The following is a 23,861-nucleotide window of genomic DNA, read 5'->3' on the forward strand; positions in this document are numbered from 1 at the left end:
GCGACCGATCCCGTAAAAGGTTAACGAAGGAACTTCTGAACGGCTTGCAGGAACTTCGTCACCGAGATCGGCTTGGCGATGTAGTCCTCGCAGCCGCCCTCCCGGATCTTCTCCTCGTCCCCCTTCATCGCGAAGGCGGTCACCGCGATGATCGGAATGCCCGCCAGCTCCGGATCGTCCTTGATCCAGCGCGTGACCTCCAGGCCCGACACCTCGGGCAGCTGGATGTCCATCAGGATCAGGTCCGGCCGGTGCTCCCGCGCGATGGCCAGGGCATCCATCCCGTTGCGGGTCTGAAGCGTCGCGTAGCCGTGCGCTTCCAGCAGGTCGTGGAAGAGCTTCATGTTCAGCTCGTTGTCCTCGACGATCAGGACACGCTTCACGGTTCGGTCGTCCATCGGCGCCTTCTTGGGGCTGTTCGGTTCCGCGAGCATTGTGCCACCCGCGCTTCTGCTTGCAGCGACCACACCCGGAAAGACCGGTATATCCCGTTCACTGTCCCGCCGCGACGGTTAAATTGTCGTTAGCGATGACCTTCGCGGCCGGCCGCCAAGCGGTAAGTCCCGCGGATTCCACGGCTTCCATCATGCGATGACCCGCTCCGGCGGGAAATGCAGGTCGATCCGCGTGCCCTGCCCCGGCCCGCCGGACAGGGCCAACCGCCCGCCGTGGGCCTCCACCAGGGACCGCACGATGGGCAGGCCCAGCCCGGTCCCAGCGCCGCCGCGGATGCGCTCCCCCGGCACCTGCCGGAAGGGCTCCAGGACGATGGGACGGTGCTCCTCCGGAATGCCGACCCCGGTGTCGATCACGGCGATGCGCAGCCCGGTCCCGGTCCGCTCCTCCGTGCGCGCCACATCGATGGTGACGCGCCCGCCGGCCGGGGTGAACTTGACGGCGTTGGACAGCAGATTGAGCAGGATCTGCCGCAGCGACCGCCGGTCCGCGCGCAGGCGCGGCAGCGGACGGGGAAACAGCGCGTCGAAGGTCAGCCCGGCGGACGCCAGCGTCAACTCCTGAAGGGCGTAGACCTCGCCCACCACGACCGCGACGTCCACGTCCTCGTCGTTCAAGTCGAGATGGCCGGCTTCGATCTTCGACAGGTCCAGCACATCGTTGATGAGTTCGAGAAGATGCGTGCCGGAGGCGCGGATGTTGCCGATGCAATCGCGCTGCCGGTCGGTCAGCGGCCCGGTCCCCGGATGCAGCAGAAAGTCCGAATAGCCGATGATGACGTTGAGCGGTGTGCGCAGTTCGTGGCTCATCCCGGTCAGGTAGTCGGACTTGACCCGGTTCAGCTCCGCCTGCCGCGTGGCGTGGGCGGTCCGGCGCTCCCGCTCCACGGCTCGCTCGGCGGACTCCAGCATCAGGCCGAACGCGTCGGCGGCCATGGCGGCCAGCATCCGGACGGCGGGCGGCACCCCCTGGGGTTGGCGGCGGTGGCCGGAGATCACTCCCCACGGCTTGCCACCCTGGAGAATCGGTACAGTCAGGGCCGCCCCGGCTCCCATGCGCCTCAGGAAGTCCCGGCGGGCCGGAGGCGGACTGCGCAGATGGGCGTGGGCAAGATCGGGGGGCGCAACCGCCCGGTCGGCGCGCAGGAGGGGAACCGGCTCCGCCGCATGGTCGAGGACCACGCGCAGGCGCGGGCTGCCGTCCGGACCGCGGTCGAAGACGCTCGCCGGCAAGGCCGCGCCGGGCCGGAGTTCCGGAACCGCGTGCCCCCAGTCCGGCGCCTCGTCCCTTGCCACCACCTCCCCGTTGCCGAAATCGTCGAAACGGCAGACGATGACGCGGTCCATCCCGGTGAGACGGCGGACCGTCCGGGCGGTGTGCGCCGCCATGGCCTCCAGCCCCGCGGCGCCGCGCAGGGCGGCGACGCCCGGCATGACGCCGGACGGCGGCGTCGTGGCAGGCCAGTGCTCCGCCCCGGCGGGCTGCCTCTCCACCTCGATGATCACCCGTCCGTCATGCTCGTGCAGAAAGGCCGGCAGCGGCCGGCTTCCCGGCGGCGTCACCGACGCGTGCACCCCCAGCGCCCGCAGGTCCGGCGGCAGGGCGCGCAGCCCCGCCAACAAATCCGCGAGCTCGGGCAGTTCGAGAACCCCCACGCCACGCCCCAGCAGCCGGTCCGGCACCAGGCCGAGGAATTCCGCGGTGTTCGCGCTGCAGGCCAGGATGGTCTCGCCATCGCTGTGCAACGCCACCAGAGCACCGTGCGGTTGTATCCCATCGGCCGCGCCTTCGGCGGCCCAAAGGGTCGATCGGCCAACCCTGGACGGCGATGAGGGAGGATTCGGACTATCCGAAAACGTGTTCAGGACGGGCACCTCTGCGACGGGAAGGTGCCGATGCTGCGGCGGGAACAATCGTCCGGTCAAGCGCGGTCTGGGGGGTGCGACAGGCTGCCCGATCCCGCTGTGTGGTGGTGGCGGCGGGAGCGGAATCGAACGGTGTCAGGCGGTGGTCCGCGGGTTCGCCGCGCGATGACCGGACGGGCGTGCGACCTTGCGTCCCGCGGGATGCGGGCGACGTCCGGCCTTGTTGCTGTACATCCGGGAATCGGCGAGGCGCATCACCTCCTCCTCCCGGTCGTCGGCCCCGTAGGATTGCACCCCGAAGGAGAAGCGGACCGGCAGGTCGGCGTTGTTCCAACGCACGCAGTGCCGGCCCGCCGCCGCCGCGATCTGCCGGGCACGGACGTCGCCGCAGACCGCGTCGGTTTTGGTGAGCAGCAGCGCGAACTCATCCCCGCCCAGCCGAGCCACCACATCCTCCTCACGGACCGATCCGACGAGCATCCGCGCGACCTGCCGCAGATAGGCGTCGCCGGCCATGTGCCCATGGGTGTCGTTGATCCGCTTGAAGCCGTCCAGATCGATGATGACCAGCACCCCGCCGCCCGTTCCATTTCCCTTGGCGCCGCCTCCTTTGCTCCCCTGCCGCCGCGCGGCGGCGATCTCGCGCCGGAAATGGCTGAAGAAGCCGCGGCGGTTCAGCAGGCCGGTCAGCTCGTCCGTCATGGAGAGGCTTTCCAGATGGGCGATCCGGTCGCGCTGTTCGGCGATGGTCGCGCGGGCCTCGGCGAGCTGGCGCTCCAGGGCCGACGCCTCGACCGTCACGGCCGCCACCGGATGGGCGATGCGGGGGTTGCGCAACGGCGGCATCCGCAACAGCCGGTCGTGGGTTCCGCGGTCGAAAGGCAGTCCGTCGTGATGGTCGGAGGAAATGGGGTCCGGGTCCTGGGTGTTCACGACGGCGCTCATGGGCTTTCTCCACATGATCGGCACTGGCTGCGCCGAATTCAAAGCAATCGCCGTGCCATATGGTGAAATCCAGAAGACTAGGCCTTTCGTCCCGGCAACTTCTGCCGGGCAAGGCCGCCCCCAGGCAGAATTTGCCTGGAGGACAGCTGGTTGCGGAAAATTTTATCTATTTTTGATTTATTTTCTCTTTTGAACGGCTTTCGAACAAAAGGACTGTCGGGCTCCCGACAGGCGCGCCCGCGGCCCCATTACACCACGCGGTCCGGCGCCGCCGCCCCGGCGAAGACGGCATCCAGATTGTCGAGCGCCCGGAAGCCCATGGCGTTGCGGGTCTCCACCGTGGCGCTGCCCAGATGCGGCAGCAGGAAGGCGTTCTCCAGCCCGCGGTAGCCGGCGTGCAGGTTCGGCTCGTTCTCGAACACGTCCAGCCCGGCGGCGGCCAGCCGTCCGCTGGCCAGCGCGGCGATCAGGGCCTCGTCGTCGACGACGGAGCCGCGCGCGGTGTTGACCACGATGGCCCCCGGCGGCAGGCGCCCGATCCGCTCCGCGTTCAGCCAATGGGTGGTTTCCGGAGTCGCCGGGAAATGCAGCGACAGCACGTCGCAGACCGCCAGCATCGCCTCGGGATCGGCGTGATGGACGGCCCCGGCCTCCTGCTCCGCGGGCAGGCGGCGCCGGTTGGAGTAGTGGATGGTCATGCCGAAGGCCCGCGCCCGCTGCGCCACCGCCTGCCCGATTCGGCCCATGCCGATGATGCCCAGCCGCTTTCCGCCGAGATGGGTGCCGAGAAGCTGGGTCGGTGTCCAGCCGCTCCACGCCCCGGCGCGGATCATCCGCTCGCCCTCCGAGGCGCGCCGCGCCGCGCCGAGCATCAGCAGCAGCGCGATGTCGGCGGTCGCGTCGGTCAGCACGTCCGGGGTGTTGGTGACGATCAGGCCGCGCGCCTTGGCCGCGTTCAGGTCGATGTGGTCGGTGCCGACGGAGAAGGTGGCGACGATCCGCACGCCCTCGGGCAGGGCCGCGATGGCCGCGGCGTCCAGCCGGTCCCCGGCGGTGCAGAGGATGCCCTCGGCACCGGTCTCCGCCGCCAGGGCGGCGATGTCGGCGCCGGACAGCGCACGGTCCTGCGGGTTCAGCCGGGCATCGAAATCACGCGCGGCACGGGCCTCCACCGCCTCGGGCAGACGCCGGGTCACCAGGAGGACGGGCCGTGTTGCGGGGGTGTCGCTGCGCATGTTTCTGTCCTCAGCCTTCCGTTTATTCGGGGGGTCGGGCCTTCCGCTCCGACGCCGAAACACCCATAATCCATCCGACGCTGCCAATCACCTGTGGATGTCGCTTTGCAGAACCGCCGCTCCGCCGCCCGTCTCGCCCTTTGCGCGACCATCGGCGCGTTCCTGGTGTCCGTGACCGCCCTTCCCGTCGCCGGCCCGGCCCAGGCGGCACCCGCCAACGCGGCGGGCGCGGCGGTGGGGGCGGCCGCCGGCGCCGCGGCGAACATCCTGCCGCACCGCGCCGTCTACAAGATGTCGCTGCTGTCCGCCCGCAACAGCTCCAAGGTCAGCGACGTGCGGGGCCGCATGCTGTTCGAGTGGGCCGACGCCTGCGACGGCTGGACGACGGAGCAGCGCTTCCAACTCCGCTTCGTCTACGCCGAGGGCGACGAGATGGCGATGACCACCAACTACACGACGTGGGAGGCCAAGGACGGGCAGCGCTACCGCTTCAACGTCCGCAAGCTGATCAACGGCGAGGAGGACGAGGAGGTGCGCGGCGACGCCCGGCTGGCCAAGGACGGCAGCGGAACCGCGGCCTTCTCCAAGCCGGAACCCCAGGACATGGAACTGCCCCCCAACACCATGTTCCCGACCGCCCACACCCTGGCGGTGCTCGACCACGCCGGGGCCGGCGAGACCTTCTTCAACCGGGTCGTCTTCGACGGCGCCGATTCCGAAGGGGCGACCGAGGTGTCCACGGTCATCGGCGCGGCGGCGCCGATCAAGGAGGACGACGCCGACCCGCTGCTCAAGGGCAAGAAGGCGTGGCCGGTGCGCATGGCCTTCTTCCCGCTGAAGAGCGATTCCGCCCAGCCCGAGTACGAGATGAGCCTGCGCCTGTTACAGAACGGCGTGGCCGAATCCATGCAGATCGACTACGGCGATTTCACCGTGAACGCCATCCTGGAGAAGGTGGAGGCTCTGCCGAAGTCGGGTTGCTGACCGCCGGGCGCAAAGGTCACAGCCTTTGGCGCAAATCGTTACAATTCAATGTGCCATATTATGACGAAACTGGCCTAAGCTGTGCATGGTGCATCCACGCCTCCATGGAGTCATGGTGTGCACCGACAGCAGGATGAGGGTTTCCCTATGGCCAAGAAGCAGGTTTTGGTGGGACAGGTGTTCCAGACCGTTGGCGCGACCAACGGGCGGTCCTGGCGCGTGCGGGAGACCGTGACCCTGTTCGGCATCCCGCATGCCCGCGTGGTCAGCACGGAGGACGAGGGCGACGCCAAGACGCTGAGCTGCTTCGTCCTGGTCGACTCCAACTATTACCGCATGATCGGATCGGCCCCCGCCGGCAACGTCGCGGCCTGACGCCTTCCGGTTTCGCCTTTCCGTTCCCAACAAGAAAGCCCCCCGGCCTCGCGGACGGGGGGCTTTCTTGTTGGCCGCCCTTCCCTCCCCGCCGAAGCGGGAAGGGAAAGGAGAACTCAAGCCGTCAGGTGGCGGCCTTCGGCGCCTCGGCGGCGACCTTCGGCTTCGGCAGGTCCAGCTTCAGGTGCAGTTCGCGCAGGCGCGCCTGATCCACCGGGGCCGGGGCCTGCATCAGCAGGTCTTCCGCGCGCTGGTTCAGCGGGAAGGCGATGACCTCGCGGATGTTCGGCTCGTCGGCCAGCAGCATCACGATGCGGTCGATGCCCGGAGCCGAGCCGCCGTGCGGCGGCGCTCCCAGCTTGAAGGCGCTGAGCATGCCGCCGAAGCGGGCTTCCAGCTCCTCCGGCGGGTAGCCGGCGATCTCGAACGCCTTGTACATCAGCTCCGGCAGATGGTTCCGGATGGCGCCCGACGACAGCTCCACGCCGTTGCAGACGATGTCGTACTGGTACGCCTTGATGTCCAGCGGGTTCATCGTGTTCAGCGCCTCCAGGCCGCCCTGCGGCATGGAGAAGGGGTTGTGGCTGAAGATGACCTTGTTGGTCTCCTCGTCCAGCTCGTACATCGGGAAGTCGACGATCCAGCAGAAGCGGAAGGCGTTCTTCTCGATCAGGTCCAACTCCTCGCCGATCTTCGTGCGGGCGAAGCCGGCCAGCTTGGCCGCCGGGCCGGGCTGGTCGCAGACGAAGAAGACCGCGTCGCCGTCCTCCACGCCCGCCGCGGTGCGCAGCTCGGCCTGGGCGGCCTCCGGCACGAACTTGGCGATCGGGCCCTTGCCGCCCGCCGCCTCGAAGATGATGTAGCCGAGGCCCGGAGCGCCGAGGCCGCGCGCCCAGTCGTTCAGCTTGTCGAAGAAGCTGCGCGGCTTGTCGGACACCTTCGGGGCGCGGATGGCGCGGACCACGCCGCCCTTCTCCAGCGTCTGCTTGAAGGCGCGGAACTCCACGTCGTCGCGCTTGAAGACGGCGGTGACGTCGGTGATCTCCAGCGGGTTGCGCAGGTCCGGCTTGTCGTTGCCGTACTTCAGCATCGACTCCGCGAAGGAGATGCGGCGGAAGGGCGGCTTGTCGATGGCCGGCGGCGTCTCGCGGCGGAAGCCGCCGAACTCGTCGAAGATGCCGTGCAGCACCGGCTCGATGGCGGCGAACACGTCCTCCTGGGTGACGAAGGACATCTCGAAGTCGAGCTGGTAGAACTCGCCCGGCGAGCGGTCGGCGCGGGCGTCCTCATCGCGGAAGCAGGGGGCGATCTGGAAGTAGCGGTCGAACCCGGCGACCATCAGCAGCTGCTTGAACTGCTGCGGCGCCTGGGGCAGCGCGTAGAACTTGCCCGGATGGTTGCGGCTGGGCACCAGATAGTCGCGGGCACCCTCCGGCGAGGAGGCGGTCAGGATCGGCGTCTGGAACTCGGTGAAGCCCTGGTCGATCATGCGGCGGCGCGCCGACGCGATGACGCGCGAGCGCAGCAGGATGTTCTCGTGGATGCGCTCGCGGCGCAGGTCGAGGAAGCGGTAGCGCAGGCGCACGTCCTCGCCGGCGTCGGTGTCCTGGTTGACCTGCAGCGGGATCTGCTCCGCCTCGCCCTGCACCGACAGCTCGGCGATCTGCACCTCGATGCGGCCGGTCGGCAGGCGGTCGTTGATGGTCTCCGCCGTGCGCTTGACCACCTTGCCGGTCACGGTGATGACCGATTCCAGCTTCAGCCGCTCCGCCGCCTGGAAGGCCGGGTTGGAGGTGTCGACCACGCACTGCGTCAGGCCGTAATGGTCGCGCAGGTCGATGAACAGGAGCTGTCCATGGTCGCGCTTGCGGTTGATCCAGCCCGACAGGCGGACAATCTGACCGGCGTTCTCTTCGCGAAGCTGGCCGCAGGTGTGCGTGCGGTAGGGGTGCATGGGTCGAAACACCTTGGAAAAGGTCGGAATCCTGCGCGGAAAGGCGGCCCGACACACCACACCGACAGCGCGGGAATGTCAAGTCGCCATCCGCGTCCGCTGCACGCTGGGAGAGTTGCCGAAGGGCGAGCTTTCGCGCGGTCGCGCGCTCGTGTATGAAGCGGCTATGACACTGATCACGACCACCGATGACCTTGACGCCTTCTGCCGCTCGCTGGCCGGGGTGGACTACATCACCGTCGACACCGAATTCCTGCGCGAGAAGACCTATTGGCCGCAGCTCTGCCTCGTGCAGGTCGGCGCGCCGAACGGCGCGGTCGCCATCGACCCGCTGGCCGAAGGGATCGACCTGGCGCCGCTGTTCCGCGTGATGGTGGACCCGGCCATCCTCAAGGTGTTCCACGCCGCCCGGCAGGACGTGGAGATCTTCTGGCATCTGTCCGGCCAGATCCCCCACCCGCTGTTCGACACCCAGGTCGCCGCCATGGTCTGCGGCTTCGGCGAGAGCGTGGGGTACGAGACGCTGGTCACCAAGCTGGCCGGGGCGCGCATCGACAAGTCCAGCCGCTTCACCGACTGGTCGCACCGCCCGCTGACCGAGCGGCAGCTGACCTACGCCCTGTCCGACGTGATCCATCTGCGCCCGGCCTACGAGAAGCTGAAGCGCCGCCTCGTCCGCTCCGGCCGCGCCCATTGGCTGGAAGAGGAGATGGCCGTCCTGACCGATCCGGCCACCTACCAGGTGGACCCGGACAGCTCCTGGCTGCGGCTGAAGGTGCGCACCAACAAGCCGCGCTTCATGGCGGTGCTGAAGGAGCTGGCGGCGTGGCGGGAGCGTGAGGCGCAGCGCCGCGACCTGCCCCGCTCGCGCGTGCTGCGCGACGAGGCGCTGCTGGAGATCGCCGCCCACGCCCCGACCAGCGTGGACGACCTCGCCCGCACCCGCGGCATGGGCCGCGGCTTCGCCGAGGGGCGTCAAGGCGCCGAGGTGCTGGCCTGCGTCCAGAAGGGGCTGGACATCCCGGAGTCCGACCTGCCGCGCGTCGAACCGCGCGAGGAGCCGCCGCCCGGACTGCAACCCATCGTTGAACTTCTGCGCGTGCTTCTGAAGATGAAGTGCGAGGAGAACAACGTGGCGTCCAAGCTGATCGCGTCGGCCGCCGATCTGGAGGCGATCGCGGCGGACGACGAGGCCCAGGTGCCCGCGATGCAGGGCTGGCGCCGGGAATTGTTCGGCGACGACGCCCTGGCGCTCAAGCATGGCCGCATCGGCCTGGCGGTGCTCGACCGCCGTGTCCGCATCGTTCCGACCGCCAATGGAGAGGGGCCTTGAATGGCCCCATTCGGAATCATTCCAAAATGGCGCAAGAATCCGGCCGGGCCGTTACAGGTTCGCTCAGCTTCGCGACGTTTAGCCAAAATTATGAAACATTTCATCGCAATTAACAGCGCTTTAAGGCATTGTTAAAAAAACCATGGGCTAATAAGTCACGGGCTCCGTATCCATGCCGTGTGGCGGCGCGGTTTGGTTCGCGGGGAAATTCTCGCCTTTAAGGTGCGCACAAGCCCTATGCGCACACCCGGGGGATTTCGCGTATGAGCAGGTTCGGCGGCAAACCACCCATGGGACGCGACCGCGTCCGCCTCTCCACCACGGAGAAGCAGGCCGCCGTCGCCGCCGCGAAGGACCAGAAGCCCGAATTCGACAACGACAAGCTGCTGAATCTGCTCCGCTCCGCGAAGTCCGAACTGCAGGGCATGCGGCTGATCCACATGCATCTGTCGCTGCTGCGGGACAAGGACCCGTCCAGCCAGATGATCGTCCGCACGATCATCCAGGAGCTGGCGAACAAGGCCTCCTACCTCCAGTCCTTCAACATTTCCAACGGCGACGTCATCATCCTCTACAAGGGGCTGAAGCTGACCGGCGTCACCGACGTCTGCCAGAAGGTGGAGCAGATCTTCCTGGCCAAGACGACCCTGACCGGGGCGAACCCCTACAAGGAATTCTCGCTCTACTCGATCATGGAACTGGCGTTGAACTTCATCAACGTCATCCGTTTCATCGAGGAGCTGCAGGCCAACGAGACCGGCGACCACTCCAACGAGACGAAGCCGCCGATCACGCTGGAGGAGATGGCCAAGCTCGAACGCTCCATGCAGATGTTCGACCTGTCGCCCTTCCTGTTCAATCAGGCCATCGCCAACATCGGCCGCAACGCCGAAGAGGACATGGCCTATTTCGAACTCTACATCTCGATCAAGCTGCTTCAGGAACGGCTCTGCCCGGACTACGACATCACGGCCAACAAGTGGCTGTTCAACTATTTCACGGCCAATCTCGACCAGTCGGTGCTGCGGGCGCTGAACCACGGGCTGAGCTTCATGCGTGGCCGGCGCATCGGCATCAACATCAACCTGTCCACGGTCATCTCCACCGGCTTCGTGAAGTTCGACGAGCGGCTTCCCCTCGATTTCCGCGGGCAGGTGGTGCTTGAGATCTCCAAGGGCGACCTGATCGAGAACCTGTCGCTGTTCAACGAGGTGGTGGAGTTCGCCCAGGACCGCCGCTACCAGATCGCGGTGGACGGGCTGAACCCCTTCTGGGTGACGAACTTCGACCTGGAATACCTGAACGCCGACTACGCGAAGATCTTCTGGTCCAACGACATGCTCGAGATGGACCCGACCTTCGAGAAGTATTTCATGGAGCGCATCCAGGAGCAGGACCGCTGCAAGTTCATCCTGGCGCGCTGCGACAGCGTGTCGAGCCTCGTCTACGCCCAGAAGGTCGGCATCACGATGGTGCAGGGCCGCGCCGTGGACAACATCCTGCGCAAGGGCGTGAGCGTCCGCGAAGCCATCGCCCACGCCAAGGTGGCGTGAGGGAGGCGGCTCCTCCGCCGCCTCCCGCTCCTACTCCGCCGCTTGCGGCCTGGCCGGCGGCACGATCTCACCCTTGCGGTTCAACGCCTTCGCCAGCGCGTCCAGGCGCCGCTGCACCGTCTCGCCGGCCGGCACGCTGAAATCGTCCGGCAGGGTCAGCACCAGCCGCTCCCCCGACACCTTCAGCGCCGTGCGCTGCAGCAGCGCCGTGGCCCCGCCGGTCAGCGTGTGGGCCAGCCGCAGCGCCAGCCCCAGAACCAGCGCCTTGCGCGCCTGGGCGTCGCTGAGCAGCGACCGCGGCCCCGCGGTGACCGCGTTGGGCGCGCCCGGACCGTCGATGGACCCGGCGTAGCGGGCGTAGACGGCCAGCGCCAGGAAGGCCCGCTCGTCATGGTCGATGCCGGGGAAGGGGTAGCGCAGGATGCGCAGGCAGGCGTGCTCCGCCCGGTAATCGGGATGCTCGGCCCATCCCACGTCGCTGAGCAGGCAGGAAGCTTGCCGCAGCCGCAGCGCCGCGTCGTCCTCCCCGGCGAAGAGGTTGCCGGTCCAGGACACCAGCAGGGCCGGGTCGCCGATGCGGACGAAGCGCTGCGCCCAGTCCTCGACGGCGGCGAGCAGCGGGTCCTGGCGTTGCGCCTCGGGATCGAGCAGCGCGTAGAGGTGCCCTTCCCGCAGCCCAAAGGCCGAGAACACCACGCTGGACGGCTGGACCATGCGCAGCAGCCGCTCGAAGACCAGAGCCGCGTAGGGCAGCGTGTCGACCCGGCGGCGCGACCCGGACATCTTCTCCAGCGAGGACCGGCTCTGCTTGGCGATCAGCCCGGCGAAGTCCCGCGCCTCGGCGAAGGGGACCGTGTAGTGGTGGATGATGTGCAGCGGGTGCTTCACATGCTCCATGTGCAGCTTGGCCAGCGCCCGCCAGCCGCCGCCCACCGGAAAGAAGGGCTTGCCGCGCATCTGGGCCAGCCAGTCCAGCTTCTCCAGATGCTGGTCGATGGCGCGCACCAGCCCGTTCGGCTTGGCCGGGTTCAGTTCCATCAGGCGCAATGGCCCCAGCGGCATCGTCAGATGCTCGCCGATCACGCCGCGCTCCAGCCGCACCAGCTCCAGGCTGCCGCCGCCGAGGTCGCCGACCAGCCCGTCGGCGGCGGGGGTGCCGGACAACACGCCCATGGCGGACAGCCGCGCCTCCTCCTCGCCGCTGATCACGCTGACGTCGAGGCCGGTGCGGTCCTTCACCCGCTGGATGAAGGCCGGACCGTCCGTGGCGTCGCGCACCGCCGCCGTGGCGATGACGTCCAGCCGCCCGACGCGCATGCCCGCGACCAGAAGGGCGAAGCGTTCCAGGGCCTCCAGGCCTTGGATCACGCCGTCCGGGTTCAGGCAGCCGGTCTTCTCCACCCCGCGGCCGAGCCCGCACAGGACCTTCTCGTTGAAGACCGGGAGGGGCGACCGCTTCAGAGCGTCATAGACGACGAGCCGGATCGAGTTGGACCCGATGTCGATCACGGCGATCCGCTCGCCTTTCTCGACCACCTTCTCGACGGCCCTGGTGGGGACCGTGTGTTCCTGCGCCGGCGTCATAAGCAACCGATGTCCTCAATCAGATGACCGTACGCAGCTTCAACCGCGGCGGCGTCTTTTTGCTGCTGAGCGCGCTGCCGCGGCCCGACAGGCTGGGGTTCGTCATGAAATAGTTATGGGCGCTGAACGCGTCCGGACCAGCCTCCACCCGATGATAAACGCCATCGGGGCCGAGTTTCCAGGTGTTCGCCTCGTCCTTCAGGTTGGCGACCATGATCTGGTCCAAAACCTGCTCGTGCACCGTCGGGTTCTCGATGGGCACCAGCGTCTCGATGCGGCGGTCCAGGTTGCGCGTCATCCAGTCGGCGGAGGAGATGTAGAGCTTGGCCTGCGGGCTGGGCAGCGCGTGGCCGTTGGCGAAGCAGATGACCCGCCCGTGCTCCAGGAAGCGCCCGACGATGCTGCGCACGCGGATGTTCTCCGACAGGCCCTTCACGCCGGGGCGCAGGCAGCAGATGCCGCGGATCACCATGTCGATCTGCACGCCCTTCTGCGACGCCTTGTACAGCCGGTCGATGATCTCCGAATCGACCAGCGAGTTCAGCTTCACCCAGATGTGGGCGGGCTTGCCGGCGGCGGCGTTGGCGACCTCCGCGTCGATCAGCTGGCCCAGCTTCTGGCGCAACGTGATCGGGGCGATGGCGATCTTCTCCAGCAGCTTCGGCGTGGCGTAGCCGGTCATGTAGTTGAACATCACCGCCGCGTCGTGGCAGAGCGCCGGGTCGCAGGTGAAGAAGGACAGGTCGGTGTAGACCTTCGCCGTGATCGGGTGGTAGTTGCCGGTCCCGAAATGCACGTAGCTGCGCAGCGCCTTGTTCTCGCGCCGCACCACCAGCGACACCTTGGCGTGCGTCTTCAGATCGACGAAGCCGTAGACGACCTGGGCGCCGGCGCGCTCCAGATCGCGCGCCCAGCGGATGTTGGCCTCCTCGTCGAAGCGGGCCTTCAGCTCGACCAGGGCGGTCACCGACTTGCCGGCCTCGGCCGCCTCGATCAGCGCGGCGACGATCGGGCTGTCCTTGCTGGTGCGGTAGAGCGTCTGCTTGATGGCGACCACCTGCGGGTCGCGCGCCGCCTGCCGGATGAACTGCACCACCACGTCGAAGCTCTCGTACGGGTGGTGGACGACGATGTCCTTGTCGCGGATGGCCGCGAAGCAGTCGCCGCCGAAGTCGCGGATGCGCTCCGGGAAGCGGGCGTTGAAGGGACGGAAGACCAGATCGGGCCGCTCGTCGACGATCAGCTGACGAGTGTCCGACAGGCCGATCAGCCCGTCCAGGATGAACACGTCGTCGTTCGAGACGCGCAGCTCGTGGCGCAGGAACTCGCGCAGGTCGGCGGCCATGCCGGCGTCGGTGGCCAGCCGGATGACGCTGCCGCGGCGGCGGCGCTTCAGCGCGCTTTCGAAGGTGCGGACCAGATCCTCCGCCTCCTCCTCGATCTCCATCTCGCTGTCGCGCAGCACGCGGAAGACGCCGTGGGCCTTGACCTGGAACGGCGGGAACAGCCGGTCGATGAACAGCATCACCAGCTTCTCAAGCTGGATGAAGCGGATCTCCGACCCCGGCAGGCGGATGAAGCGGTCGAGCTGCGCCGGCAGCGGGACCAGCGCGTCGAGATGCCGCCCCTTGACCGGCTCGTGCAGTTGCAGCGCCAGCGAGAAGCCCAGGTTGGGCAGGAAGGGGAACGGGTGCGCCGGGTCCACGGCGATCGGCGTCAGGATGGGGAAGATGTCGTCGAGGAACTTGGCCTCCAGCCAGTCCTTCTCCCCCTCGGTCAGGTCCTCGGCGCCGACCACCATGATGCCGGCCTCGCGCAGGTCCTGCTTCAGGCTGCGCCACATGGTCTGCTGCGCGTTCATCAGCTCGACGATGCGCTGGTTCACCGCGGTCAGCTGCTGGGCCGGGGTCAGGTTCTCGGCGCTGGGGGTCTTCACCCCCGCGGCCACCTGCCCCTTCAGGCCGGCGACGCGGACCATGTAGAACTCGTCGAGGTTGCTGGCCGAGATCGACAGGAACCTCAACCGCTCCAGCAGCGGGTGATTCGGGTTGGACGCCTCATCCAGGACACGCTGGTTGAAGGCCAGCCACGACAGTTCGCGGTTGATGAAGCGCTCCGGCGCGTCCGCTTCGATGCAGGTCGCTTCCAGGTCCTGAAGTTCGGTCACAGCAGCCTCGGGCTTTTGCGTGATGGGTGATGCCGCTACAGTCCGGGCGAACCGGACCGCCCGCCGCGGTCGACGGGCCAGGCAACCTACCCCAACTACGTTACGGTTTTGGGTCAGACAGCATAATACTGCCGTCACGATAATACCGCTGCGAAAACAGTCGCACCCCCGGCGCATCCCGCCGGAGCGCGATCCGGACAGGAAGGGACCGCCTCGATGAAGACCCTGTATCTCATGCGCCACGGCAAGTCCGCGTGGGACGATCCCTCCCTGGACGATCACGACCGCCCGCTGGCGCCGCGGGGAAAGAAGGCGGCCCGGCTGGTCGGCCACGCGTTGAAGGAGCGCGGGGCGCGCATCGGGCTTGTGCTGTGCTCCACCGCCCGGCGCGCGGCGGACACCGCCGACCGCCTGCTGGAGGTGATGGACGCGCCGGACATCCCGGTGGAGCGCGAGCGCGGCCTCTACCTGTGCGGCGCGCGCGTCCTTCTGGAGCGGCTGCGCGACGCCCCCGACTCCGCGTCGTCGCTGATGCTGGTCGCCCACAACCCGGACCTCCACGACCTCGCCCGCGAGCTGGCCGGCAGCGGCGACGTGCGGCATCGGGACGCGCTGGCGGAGAAGTTCCCGACCGGCGCCTGCGCCGTTCTCCTGTTCGAAGCGGCCCACTGGGCCGACCTGGACAGCGGGGCGGGACGGCTGGCCGATTTCATCCTGCCACGGAAACTCTCTTAACGCCCTTTTGCCAAATGGGGTATTTCAACCCTTGACAGAGCAGGCCCGGAACCGAGCAGGAGTCGCCCCCCGTGTCTTCCGCGCCCCAGAATGCCGCGCCCCAGAATGCCGCGCCCGCCGCGGTCTCCGCCGTGCGCGAGGTGGAGATGAAGCTCCACCTCGATCCGCGCGATCTGCCCCGCGTCGTGGACCTGCCCGCCCTCAAGGAGAAGGCGGAGGGCGCGCCGGCCGTCCGCGACCTGCGCACCGTCTATTACGACACGCCGGACCGCCGCCTGTTCCTTGGGGGCGTCGCCCTGCGGGTGCGGCAGGACGGCGACCGCTTCGTCCAGACGCTGAAGACCATCAACGCCGCCACCCCCGGCGATTCGGCGGCGGTGGCCATCCGCAAGAAATGGGACTGGACCATCCCCACGGCCGCTCCCGACATGACGCCCCTCGACGCCGAGGGTGTCGCCGCCCTGGTGCCAGCCGACGCGCGGGCGGCGCTGGTGCCGCAGTTCACGACGGAGTTCCGGCGCACCACCCTGCTCGTCCGCCCGGACGCCCTGACCTCCATCGAGGTGGCGGTGGACGATGGCCAGATCACCGCCGGCAACGCCTGCGCCCGCATCAGCGAGGTCGAGCTGGAACTGAAGTCGGGCCGCATCGGGCGCCTGTTCGACCTCGCGCTGACGCTCCAGCGCCGCGTCCCGATGCGCATCGGGACGGAGAGCAAGGCGGAGATCGGCGACCGTCTCGTCACCGGGCGCCTGCCCGCTCCCATCCTGCCGGAGCCGCTGGGCCTGACCCCGGTCACCACGGTGGCCGAGGCCTATCGCCACATCGTGCGGCACGGTCTGCGCCTGCTGCTCGCCAACGAGGCCTGCGCCCTGGCCGGCGGCGACGTGGAGGGGCTGCACCAGATGCGCGTCGCGCTGCGCCGCCTGCGCACCGCCATCCGTCTGTTCCGCCCGCTGGCCGGAGTGCCGGACGCCTGCCGCGCCGGGAACGACATCCGCTGGTTCTCCCGCCAGCTCGGCCCGGCTCGCGATTGGGACGTGCTGCTGTCCCACGGGATCGCGCCCTTCGCGGCGACGGAGAAGGCTTCCGCCGACGACATCGCCGCGCTGACCGGTGCGGTTCGCGAAGCCCGTCGGGCGCCCGCGCTGGCGGCGGTGGAGGCGATCCAGTCGCCGCGCTGCACCGGGCTGATCCTGGCGCTCGGCGCCTGGCTGGAGGATGGGGCGTGGCAGTCCGGCGCCGCGCCGGAGGTCCGCGCCCAGCTCGACCGTCCGATGGCCGAGCTGTCCGGCCCCTGGCTGGCCGCCCAGCACGCCAAGGCCCTGAAGGCTGGGGCTTTGAAGGCGGGCCGCGACCTTGACGGCGCCGACGCCGCGACGCGTGACCGGCTGCGCCGCCGCCTGCGCAAGCTGCGCCACACGGCGGAGTTCTTCCGCGGCCTTTACGCCGAAACCGCAACGGTGCCCTTCATCGCCGCGCTCGACGCCCTGTTGGGCGCGCTGGACGCCGAGCACGACGCCGCGGTGGCCGGCGATCGTCTGCGCGGCCTGTCGGCGGACCGGCCGGAGCAGCGGCCCGCCGCCGAATCGACCGCCCGCTGGCTCGCCAAGCAGGCTGACAAACGCCGCAAGGCGCTGCCGGGACTGTGGAAGGCGTATCGGGACGGACCAGTGTTCTGGTGAGGGCGTGACCTTGCCCCCTCCCTGACCCGCCGCCGCTTCGCAGTCCAGCGGGAACGGCGCCACCGCTGGATGGTGGTCGATCACACAGCCATCGAAACGCCTGCAACCGCATTGCGCAGCCACAGGTGTGCGGGATCGCCGCCGCGCCGTTCATGCCAAACCTGGACGAAGGGAAATGGCGGTATCGGAAACGGCGGCTCGAAGACGACGACGGCCGGGTCCTGCTCATGGAGCGCAAGGGCTTTCCGGGCCACGGTCAGAACGAGGTCCGTCCCTTGGATCAACCGTGGCGCATTTCCCCAATGCGGCAGCGTGACGGCGATGCGGCGCGTGTGGCCGACGGCGCGCAAGGCCGTGTCGATTTCGGTGCTGGTTTGGTCCTTCATCGCAACGAGAACATGCGGCCGGGCGAGGTAGGCGCCGATATCCAGACGGTCGCGCCCTCCCAGACTCGTCCGGTCCGCGAGGCACGCGAAGCGCTCGACGAAAAGCTGCTCCGATTCGATCCGTTCGGGACGATCGGGAAACACGCCGACCGCCAGATCGCAGTCCCCGTCGAGTATCTGCCGAAGCATCGCCTCCCGGTTCGATTGCGTTATCACCACGTCGATCCCCGGCGCGTCGAGGCGCAGCCTCCTCAGCAGGCCGGGAAGGACGACAGCGGAGCCGTAATCCGACATCGCCAGCCGAAACGTCCGTTTTTCCTTGGCCGGGTCGAAGCCACCCGGCCCGAGAACCTCCCGCACCTGTCGCAAGGCTTCGGTCAGCGCCGGAGCAAGTTCAAGCGCCCTGGCGCTCGGAACCAGCTGCCCGTCGCGGCGAATCAACAGGGGATCATCGAACAGATGCCGCAGACGCCCGAGCGCATGGCTGACCGCCGGCTGGCTCATGTTCAGGCGGGACGCCGTGCGCGACACATGCCGCTCGGCCAGCAACGCATCGAGGACCACCAGCAGGTTGAGATCGACGCCGCGAAGGGTATTCATGTCGTGCATGATCAAGATATCATATCAGAATTTCCATCTATGTCATGAATGCGGCATCTGGTGATGCATGGAGGTTCGACCATGCAAACCAACGCGCTGTTTCTCATCCTGGCCGCGATCATCACCGGTGCGGTCGTTCCGTTTCAGGCCGGGGCCAACGCCGTCCTGGGACGGACGCTCGGCCATCCGCTGTGGGGGACGGCCGTATCCCTGTGCGTCAGCTTCGCCTGCATCCTGCCCGTCATGGCCTTGGCAAGGGTGGAAGCGCCAACCCTCTCGAATCTGGCGCAAGCCCCCCGCTGGATCTGGATCGGCGGTGTCGTCGGCGTCGTCTACATCACCGGCGCGCTCATGCTGGCGCCGAAACTCGGCGCCGCCGGCTTCATCACGGCGGTCATCGCCGGGCAGATGCTGGCGTCGATCATCATCGACCAATGGGGGCTTGTCGGCCTCCCCCGAAAGCCCGTCTCGCTGTCCCGTCTTGCCGGTCTCGGCCTGATCTTTCTCGGGCTGATCGTGATGCAGGTGCCGACGCTCGGCGTGAAGCCGCCCGCCGGCTCGTGACGGCTCGACGCTCTCGCCGACATCTTAAGAAAGATCACTTATGAAACTGCTTCACATCGACTCCAGCATTCTCGGTGAGCAATCCGTCAGCCGCATGCTGTCCAGAGCCACCGTCGAACGGTTGAAGGAACACAATCCAGCGATCGACATCATCCATCGCGATCTGGCCGCTGTTCCCGTTCCCCATCTCACCGGCGACCATCTGGCGGCGTCCCCGGCCGTGATGGACGAGATCGCGTTCGGTGAAAAGATTCTGGACGAGTTCATCAATGCCGATGTCGTCGTCATCGGCGTCGCGCTCTACAACCTGACCATTTCCAGCCAGCTCAAGGCGTGGATCGACCGGATCGTCATCGCGGGGAAGACGTTCCGCTACACGGAGAACGGCCCGGAAGGATTGGCGCAGGAAAAGCGGGTGATCCTTGACGTGGCGCGGGGCGGTCAGTATCGCCAGGGCACGTCCCTGACGGCGTCCGAACACGCCGAATCCTACCTTCGGTCGATCTTCGCCTTCATCGGTGTGACGAGGCTCGATGTGATCGCCGCGGACGGTCTTGCCGTCAGCGACGCGCACCGGGAAAGCGGCACGCGGGCCGCGTTCGAGGCCCTCTCGGCCCTTGATCCGCGTTGCGGTTTCTAAAGGTCGCTTTGCCGGGGCCTGTCCGACGGCCCTGGGATGGCGGTCGGACAGAGCCCATCGGAAGCCTCGACCCGCCGCCTACAGCGTCCCCGCGTAGGCGCCGCCGTCCAGCAGCACGTTCTGCCCGGTCATGAAACCGGCGTGGGCCGAGCAGAGGAAGGCGCAGGCCGCGCCGAACTCCGCCGGGTCGCCGAAGCGGCCGGACGGGTTGCCGGCGCGGCGGAGGTCCATCTCCTCGTCCAGGCTGCGGTTGTTGGCCTTGGCCCCGCCCTCCATGGTGGCCCGCAGCCGGTCGGTCTCGAAGGGGCCGGGCAGCAGGTTGTTGATCGTCACGTTGTGGCGCACGGTCTGGCGCGACAGCCCGGCGACAAAGCCGGTCAGCCCGGCCCGCGCCCCGTTGGACAGGCCAAGGATCGGGATCGGCGCCTTCACCGCCGCCGAGGTGACGTTGACGATCCGCCCGAAGCGGCGGCCGATCATGCCGTCCACGGTCGCCTTGATGAGGAAGATCGGGGCCAGCATGTTGGCCTCGACGGCGCGGACCCAGTCGTCGCGCTCCCAGTCGCGGAAATCGCCCGGCGGCGGGCCGCCCGCGTTGTTGACCAGGATGTCCGGCTCCGGGCAGGCGGCCAGAGCGGCGGCGCGCCCCTCCTCCGTCGCGATGTCGCCGACGGCGGTGGTCACGGTGGCGCCGGTCTCCTTGCGGATCTCCTCGGCGGCGGCCTCCAGAAGGTCGCGACCGCGCGCGGTGATGGTGACCGCAACCCCCTCGCGCGCCAGCGCCAGGGCGCAGGCCTTACCCAGTCCCTTGCTGGCTGCGCACACGATGGCGCGGCGTCCGGCGATTCCCAGATCCATCCTCGTCTCCTCCCTTCCCGGCCTCCAGACCGGCCAGCACCTCGCGGGCCAGCGGCACGGTCAGGGGACGGTGCGCGGCCAGCGAGGCGCGGTCAAGCGCCGCGACCACCCGCCCCGCCGCCTCCAACGACCGCTCCATCCGGGCCAGCAGGTAGGTGATGAGGTCCATGCCCGGCCGCAACTGGCGGTCGGCGAACAGCTTGACCAGCACGGCGGCGAGCAGCGCGTCGTCCGGCGCCTCCACCCCCACCGCGGGGGCCGCCTTGATGCGGGAGCGCAGGTCGGCCAGCTTCATCCGCCAGCGCGACGGCGGGCGGCGCGACAGCAGGAGCAGATGCCCGCCCGAGTCGCGGGCGAGGTTGTAGAGGTGGAACAGCGCCTCCTCCCGCGCCGGGGCGCCGGCCACTTGGTCGGCGTCCTCCACCACCACGGCGTTGGCGCGGGCCAGCAGGGCGTGCGGGTCGATCCGGTCGAGCGCCTCGCCCAGGGCGATGGGGGCGTGGCTGCGCGCCCGCCAGACATGGCCCAGATGGGTCTTGCCGCAACCGTCCGGCCCGTACAGCGTCAGGGCCGGCGCCGGCCAGGACGGCCAGCGGTCGAGCCACGCCACCGCCTCGGCGTTGCTGGGCGCCACGAGGAAATCCTCGCAGCCCATGGCGGCGCGGTGTCCGAGGTCGAGCGGGATCTGGGCCGCTAATGTCATTGAGCAGAGGTCATGAGGCGGAGGCCATCAGGAAGGGGTACCGCGGTAGTAGGGGCTGTCAAGATAGCGCCCCAACGCGAAGCGTGTCAGCACCCCGATCACCGCCGCCACCGGAACCGCCAGCAGAACGCCGACGAAACCGAACAGCGACCCGCCGGCCAGCAGGGCGAAGATCACCCAGACCGCGTGCAGCCCGACCTTCTCGCCCACCAGCTTCGGCGTCAGGACATTGCCCTCCACCGCCTGCCCGAACAGGAAGATCGCGATGATGATGGCGACTCGCCACGGGTCGTCGAACTGCAGCAGGGCCAACCCGGTGCTCGACACGAATCCGAACAGCGAGCCGACATAGGGGATGAAGGACAAGAGCCCGGCCATCAGCCCGATCACCAGCCCGAAATCCAGCCCGGCCAGCGACAGCGCCACCGCGTAGAACACCCCCAGCACGAGGCAGACCAACGCCTGCCCGCGGACGAATCCGGCAAGCGTCTCGTCCACCTCGCGCGCCTGCTCGCGGATGGTCGCGGCGTGGTGCAGGGGCAGCCAGCCGTTCACCTTGGCGACCAGGATGTCCCAGTCGCGCATCAGGTAGAAGGCGACGATGGGCGTGATGAACATCACCGACAGCACGTCGAACAGCGCCAGCCCGCCGGACAGGATGTGCTTCAGCACCCGGCCGATCCACCCGACGACGTCCCCGGCGTAATTGCCGGCGGCACCGCGCAGCCGCTCCACATCCTCCGGCGACAGGCGGTGCACCAGCCGGTCGAGCATCGGCATCAGCCGGTCCCGCGCGGCGTTGGCGTAGTTGGGAAGCACCTCGATCAGGTGGGACACCTGCGCCTGCACCAGCGGCAGCAGCAGAAGCCCCATCAGCACCAGGACCAGGACGAAGGACAGCAGCACCAGCGTCGTCGCCAGCCAGCGCGGCAGGCGCCAGCGCTCCACCCGGTCAACCACCGGATCGAGCAGATAGGCGATCGCCAGCCCAACCACGAAAGGGAGCAGCATCCCCGACAGCAGCCACAGCGCCAGGACGAACAGGCCAAGCCCGATCAGCCAGAAGCGCATCTGCTTGCCCGCCGTCACGGCACCCCTCCGTGCCGGCTGAACAGAAGCCCGCCGCGATAGACGTAGGCCAGCCCCGACAGCACCGTCGTCGCGGCGCAGGCCCAGATGAGCAGCGGCACCAGCTCCTGCCCGAACAGGTGGAAGTCGGGCAACCCCAGCCCCGCCGGGGCCAGCACCGCCGCCGCCAGGGAGAGCTGCACCGCCGTGTTGATCTTGCTGACATAGAGCGGCTGCATGGCCAGCGACTCCTTCAGCGTGTAGAGCAGCATCACCCCGCCGATGATCATCAGGTCGCGGAACACCACAAGGATGACCAGCCACAGCGGCAGCACGCCGATGTGGCCCAGCGAGACGTAGACGCTGACCAGCAACGCCTTGTCGGCGATCGGGTCGAGATAGGCGCCCAGCACCGTGCGGGCGCGGAACATGCGGGCCACCGCGCCGTCGACGGCGTCGGACACCCCCGCCCCGACGAACAGCCAGAAGGCGACCCCCAGCTCCCCGGCCAGGATGAAGTAGACGGCGACCGGCACCACCAGGATGCGGCCGAAGGTGATGATGTTCGGGATGCTCACCGCGGTGCCTTCTGCCGTTGTCCCTTGCGCCGGCGTCCCGTCAAGGGCCGGTCCCGGCCCGTCTGTAACGCCGCCACGCCCTCCACTGTCACGGGCGCGCGGTGCCAGCCGGCAGCGTGCCCAGAATGCGCGGCGGCGCCCCCGGAGCGGCCTGCGGAACGCCGACCGGCGCCGGCGCCACGCCGGGATAGGCCGACGGCGCGGCGGTGGCCGGCGAGAAGGCGGACGGAGCCGCCGGGATGGACGCCGGAGACGCCGCGGCGGGCTGCGCCAAAGCCGCCCCGGCGCCCCTCGCCAGCACCTGGAGCTGCCATTCCGGCGTCGGGGCGACCGGCGGAACCGGCTGGCCCGGAACGGGGGCCGGCATCGGTGCCGCGACCGCGCCGGTGCGGGCGAGACCGAGGTCGCGGCGGGCCAGCGCCTGGCGCAACCGCTCCACGTCGCCGCGGTGGGTCAGCGCGACCAGCGCCTCGTAACGGCTGATCGACAGCACGTCGGTGCGGGTCACGGCGTTGACCATGCCCAGCCGCTTGCGCGTCTCCACCCAGTCGTTGAGGCTGGCCAGCGGCACGCGCACCAGGGTCGCCTGCTCCGGCCCGCTCGCCACCGTGTTGTCGCGGCGGTAGGACTCGTCGATGGCGGCCGACACGAAGGTCGTCGCGCGGGTCAGGAAATCGCCGGCCCGGTCGGCCATGTCGGCCTTCACGTTGACCGTCTGCTGGTCGCGCGCGCCGTCGGGCGTGTAATGGGTCACCTCGACCGCCAGCGGACGGCCGAGATCCAGCCCGCCCGCCGGCAGGTCGGTCTTGGCGACGATCACGCCGCCGGCGTTGTAGCGCTGGGCGATGCGGGCCAGCGCCTCGGGATCGCCGGACAGCGCCTCGTTCACGCCGATGGCGGAGATGTCGGCCAGTTCCCCGTCCGGGACGACCAGCGGCACCAGCGAGGCGGCGGTCTGCCGGCCCTCCCAGGCCTCGCGCCACTCGGTGCGGTCTTCCCACAGCACGGGGCGCCCGTCCACGACGGTCACCGGCAGGATCACATAGGGCCGGGCCGGCGGCTCGACATACTGCTGGCCGCCGCCGGCCAGCGTCTCGCGCACCGGGTTGGGGCGGAAGCGCACGGTGATGCTGCCGACATAGCGGGTGGCCGACACCTTCTCGTCGTCGATCTCGAAGCCTTGGACCAGCCGGGCGAGTTCGATGTCCGACACCCGCGGCACGCTGGTGGCGGTGGGGACGAGGCGCTTGTAGAGCTCCGCCCAGGCCTTCACCTGCGCGTCGCGGATCGCCTGATCGCGGGCGGCGTTGGCGTTGGCGGCGCTGACGTCCACCTTCACGCCCGACACCGTGAAGGGGTCCGCCGCCGGAACCGCCGCGGGGGCCGTCCCAGGTACAGCCGGGGCCGCCACCGCGGGTGGCGCGGCGCCGGGCACCTGCGCGTCCACGGGGCCGGCCGGAACGGCCAGGGCCACGGTGATGGCGGCGAAGCCCGCAAACAGCGGCGCATGGCGGCGGTGGAGCATTGCAAAGCCTTCCGATTCGAGTATGTTCGGCCCGTTCCCTATTGACCCGGCCCAAATTGACCCGGTTC

At 68.8% G+C, this 23,861-nt stretch carries 21 protein-coding genes; 8 read left to right on the forward strand and 13 right to left on the reverse strand.

The genetic code is table 11. The features are described 5' to 3' along the window. Positions 1 to 20: 20 nt before the first annotated feature. The 4 genes from DXK32_RS08705 to DXK32_RS08720 form a co-directional block, all read right to left on the reverse strand. Positions 21 to 434, reverse strand: a complete 414-nt coding sequence (locus DXK32_RS08705; RefSeq protein ID WP_081863163.1) for a response regulator — start codon at positions 432 to 434, stop codon at positions 21 to 23. A 150-nt stretch (positions 435 to 584) separates the two neighbouring features. Beyond that, positions 585 to 2,330 (reverse strand): ATP-binding protein, encoded by a 1,746-nt coding sequence (locus DXK32_RS08710; protein WP_282184576.1) that lies wholly within the window; start codon positions 2,328 to 2,330, stop codon positions 585 to 587. A gap of 126 nt (positions 2,331 to 2,456) precedes the next feature. Next, complete coding sequence (locus DXK32_RS08715) at positions 2,457 to 3,266, reverse strand: GGDEF domain-containing protein (RefSeq protein ID WP_114858142.1); 810 nt, start codon at positions 3,264 to 3,266, stop codon at positions 2,457 to 2,459. Between the two features lie 248 nt (positions 3,267 to 3,514). Further along, positions 3,515 to 4,501: a 2-hydroxyacid dehydrogenase gene (locus DXK32_RS08720; protein WP_114858143.1), complete on the reverse strand. Its 987-nt coding sequence runs from the start codon at positions 4,499 to 4,501 to the stop codon at positions 3,515 to 3,517. Between the two features lie 105 nt (positions 4,502 to 4,606). Between DXK32_RS08720 and DXK32_RS08725 the strand changes: the two genes are divergently transcribed. Together DXK32_RS08725 and DXK32_RS08730 are read left to right on the forward strand one after the other, a co-directional pair. Continuing rightward, positions 4,607 to 5,485, forward strand: coding sequence for a cell envelope integrity EipB family protein (locus DXK32_RS08725; protein WP_247877052.1), 879 nt, complete (start codon positions 4,607 to 4,609; stop codon positions 5,483 to 5,485). 177 nt (positions 5,486 to 5,662) lie between these two features. Next, on the forward strand, positions 5,663 to 5,860 hold the full coding sequence (locus DXK32_RS08730) for a hypothetical protein (protein WP_247877053.1): 198 nt from the start codon (positions 5,663 to 5,665) through the stop codon (positions 5,858 to 5,860). Positions 5,861 to 5,984: 124 nt separating this feature from the next. Here the strand turns inward: DXK32_RS08730 and aspS are convergent, their stop codons facing one another. Next, positions 5,985 to 7,814 (reverse strand): aspartate--tRNA ligase, encoded by a 1,830-nt coding sequence (gene aspS / locus DXK32_RS08735; RefSeq protein WP_014197455.1) that lies wholly within the window; start codon positions 7,812 to 7,814, stop codon positions 5,985 to 5,987. Positions 7,815 to 7,980: 166 nt separating this feature from the next. On the opposite strand from aspS, the gene rnd reads away from it, so the two are divergent. Together rnd and DXK32_RS08745 are read left to right on the forward strand one after the other, a co-directional pair. Beyond that, entirely contained in the window at positions 7,981 to 9,147 is a 1,167-nt protein-coding gene (gene rnd, locus DXK32_RS08740) for a ribonuclease D (RefSeq protein WP_114858145.1), read from the forward strand. Between the two features lie 263 nt (positions 9,148 to 9,410). Continuing rightward, positions 9,411 to 10,700 (forward strand): hypothetical protein, encoded by a 1,290-nt coding sequence (locus tag DXK32_RS08745; protein ID WP_205215675.1) that lies wholly within the window; start codon positions 9,411 to 9,413, stop codon positions 10,698 to 10,700. Positions 10,701 to 10,730: 30 nt separating this feature from the next. Here the strand turns inward: DXK32_RS08745 and DXK32_RS08750 are convergent, their stop codons facing one another. Then, positions 10,731 to 12,284: a Ppx/GppA family phosphatase gene (locus DXK32_RS08750; RefSeq protein WP_114858147.1), complete on the reverse strand. Its 1,554-nt coding sequence runs from the start codon at positions 12,282 to 12,284 to the stop codon at positions 10,731 to 10,733. Positions 12,285 to 12,303: 19 nt separating this feature from the next. After that, positions 12,304 to 14,451 (reverse strand): RNA degradosome polyphosphate kinase, encoded by a 2,148-nt coding sequence (locus DXK32_RS08755; protein ID WP_114858148.1) that lies wholly within the window; start codon positions 14,449 to 14,451, stop codon positions 12,304 to 12,306. Positions 14,452 to 14,667: 216 nt separating this feature from the next. On the opposite strand from DXK32_RS08755, the gene DXK32_RS08760 reads away from it, so the two are divergent. Next, positions 14,668 to 15,186, forward strand: coding sequence for a SixA phosphatase family protein (locus DXK32_RS08760; protein WP_114858149.1), 519 nt, complete (start codon positions 14,668 to 14,670; stop codon positions 15,184 to 15,186). Positions 15,187 to 15,257: 71 nt separating this feature from the next. Then, complete coding sequence (locus DXK32_RS08765; protein WP_247877054.1) at positions 15,258 to 16,871, forward strand: CYTH and CHAD domain-containing protein; 1,614 nt, start codon at positions 15,258 to 15,260, stop codon at positions 16,869 to 16,871. A gap of 80 nt (positions 16,872 to 16,951) precedes the next feature. Here DXK32_RS08765 and DXK32_RS08770 read toward each other — a convergent pair whose 3' ends face one another. Next, complete coding sequence (locus DXK32_RS08770; protein WP_114858150.1) at positions 16,952 to 17,866, reverse strand: LysR substrate-binding domain-containing protein; 915 nt, start codon at positions 17,864 to 17,866, stop codon at positions 16,952 to 16,954. 72 nt (positions 17,867 to 17,938) lie between these two features. On the opposite strand from DXK32_RS08770, the gene DXK32_RS08775 reads away from it, so the two are divergent. Then, on the forward strand, positions 17,939 to 18,421 hold the full coding sequence (locus DXK32_RS08775; protein ID WP_114858190.1) for a DMT family transporter: 483 nt from the start codon (positions 17,939 to 17,941) through the stop codon (positions 18,419 to 18,421). 40 nt (positions 18,422 to 18,461) lie between these two features. Beyond that, on the forward strand, positions 18,462 to 19,061 hold the full coding sequence (locus tag DXK32_RS08780) for an FMN-dependent NADH-azoreductase (protein WP_114858151.1): 600 nt from the start codon (positions 18,462 to 18,464) through the stop codon (positions 19,059 to 19,061). 78 nt (positions 19,062 to 19,139) lie between these two features. On the opposite strand, the gene DXK32_RS08785 is transcribed toward DXK32_RS08780, so the two are convergent. The 5 genes from DXK32_RS08785 to DXK32_RS08805 all read right to left on the reverse strand — a co-directional run bounded on the left by DXK32_RS08785 (position 19,140) and on the right by DXK32_RS08805 (position 23,793). Next, the gene (locus DXK32_RS08785) at positions 19,140 to 19,919 is read right to left on the reverse strand and encodes an SDR family oxidoreductase (protein WP_114858152.1); all 780 of its coding nucleotides are present in this window, start codon (positions 19,917 to 19,919) and stop codon (positions 19,140 to 19,142) included. Continuing rightward, positions 19,858 to 20,622: an HdaA/DnaA family protein gene (locus DXK32_RS08790; protein ID WP_247877055.1), complete on the reverse strand. Its 765-nt coding sequence runs from the start codon at positions 20,620 to 20,622 to the stop codon at positions 19,858 to 19,860. Before DXK32_RS08790 ends, DXK32_RS08785 begins: the two co-directional genes overlap by 62 nt. A 27-nt stretch (positions 20,623 to 20,649) precedes the next feature. After that, positions 20,650 to 21,711: an AI-2E family transporter gene (locus tag DXK32_RS08795; RefSeq protein WP_114858154.1), complete on the reverse strand. Its 1,062-nt coding sequence runs from the start codon at positions 21,709 to 21,711 to the stop codon at positions 20,650 to 20,652. Continuing rightward, positions 21,708 to 22,268: a CDP-alcohol phosphatidyltransferase family protein gene (locus DXK32_RS08800; protein ID WP_114858155.1), complete on the reverse strand. Its 561-nt coding sequence runs from the start codon at positions 22,266 to 22,268 to the stop codon at positions 21,708 to 21,710. Before DXK32_RS08800 ends, DXK32_RS08795 begins: the two co-directional genes overlap by 4 nt. 88 nt (positions 22,269 to 22,356) lie before the next feature. Next, entirely contained in the window at positions 22,357 to 23,793 is a 1,437-nt protein-coding gene (locus tag DXK32_RS08805) for a DUF2066 domain-containing protein (RefSeq protein WP_114858156.1), read from the reverse strand. Positions 23,794 to 23,861: the final 68 nt, after the last annotated feature.

The organism is Azospirillum brasilense, from assembly GCF_003349955.1.
GTDB lineage: Bacteria > Pseudomonadota > Alphaproteobacteria > Azospirillales > Azospirillaceae > Azospirillum > Azospirillum brasilense_B.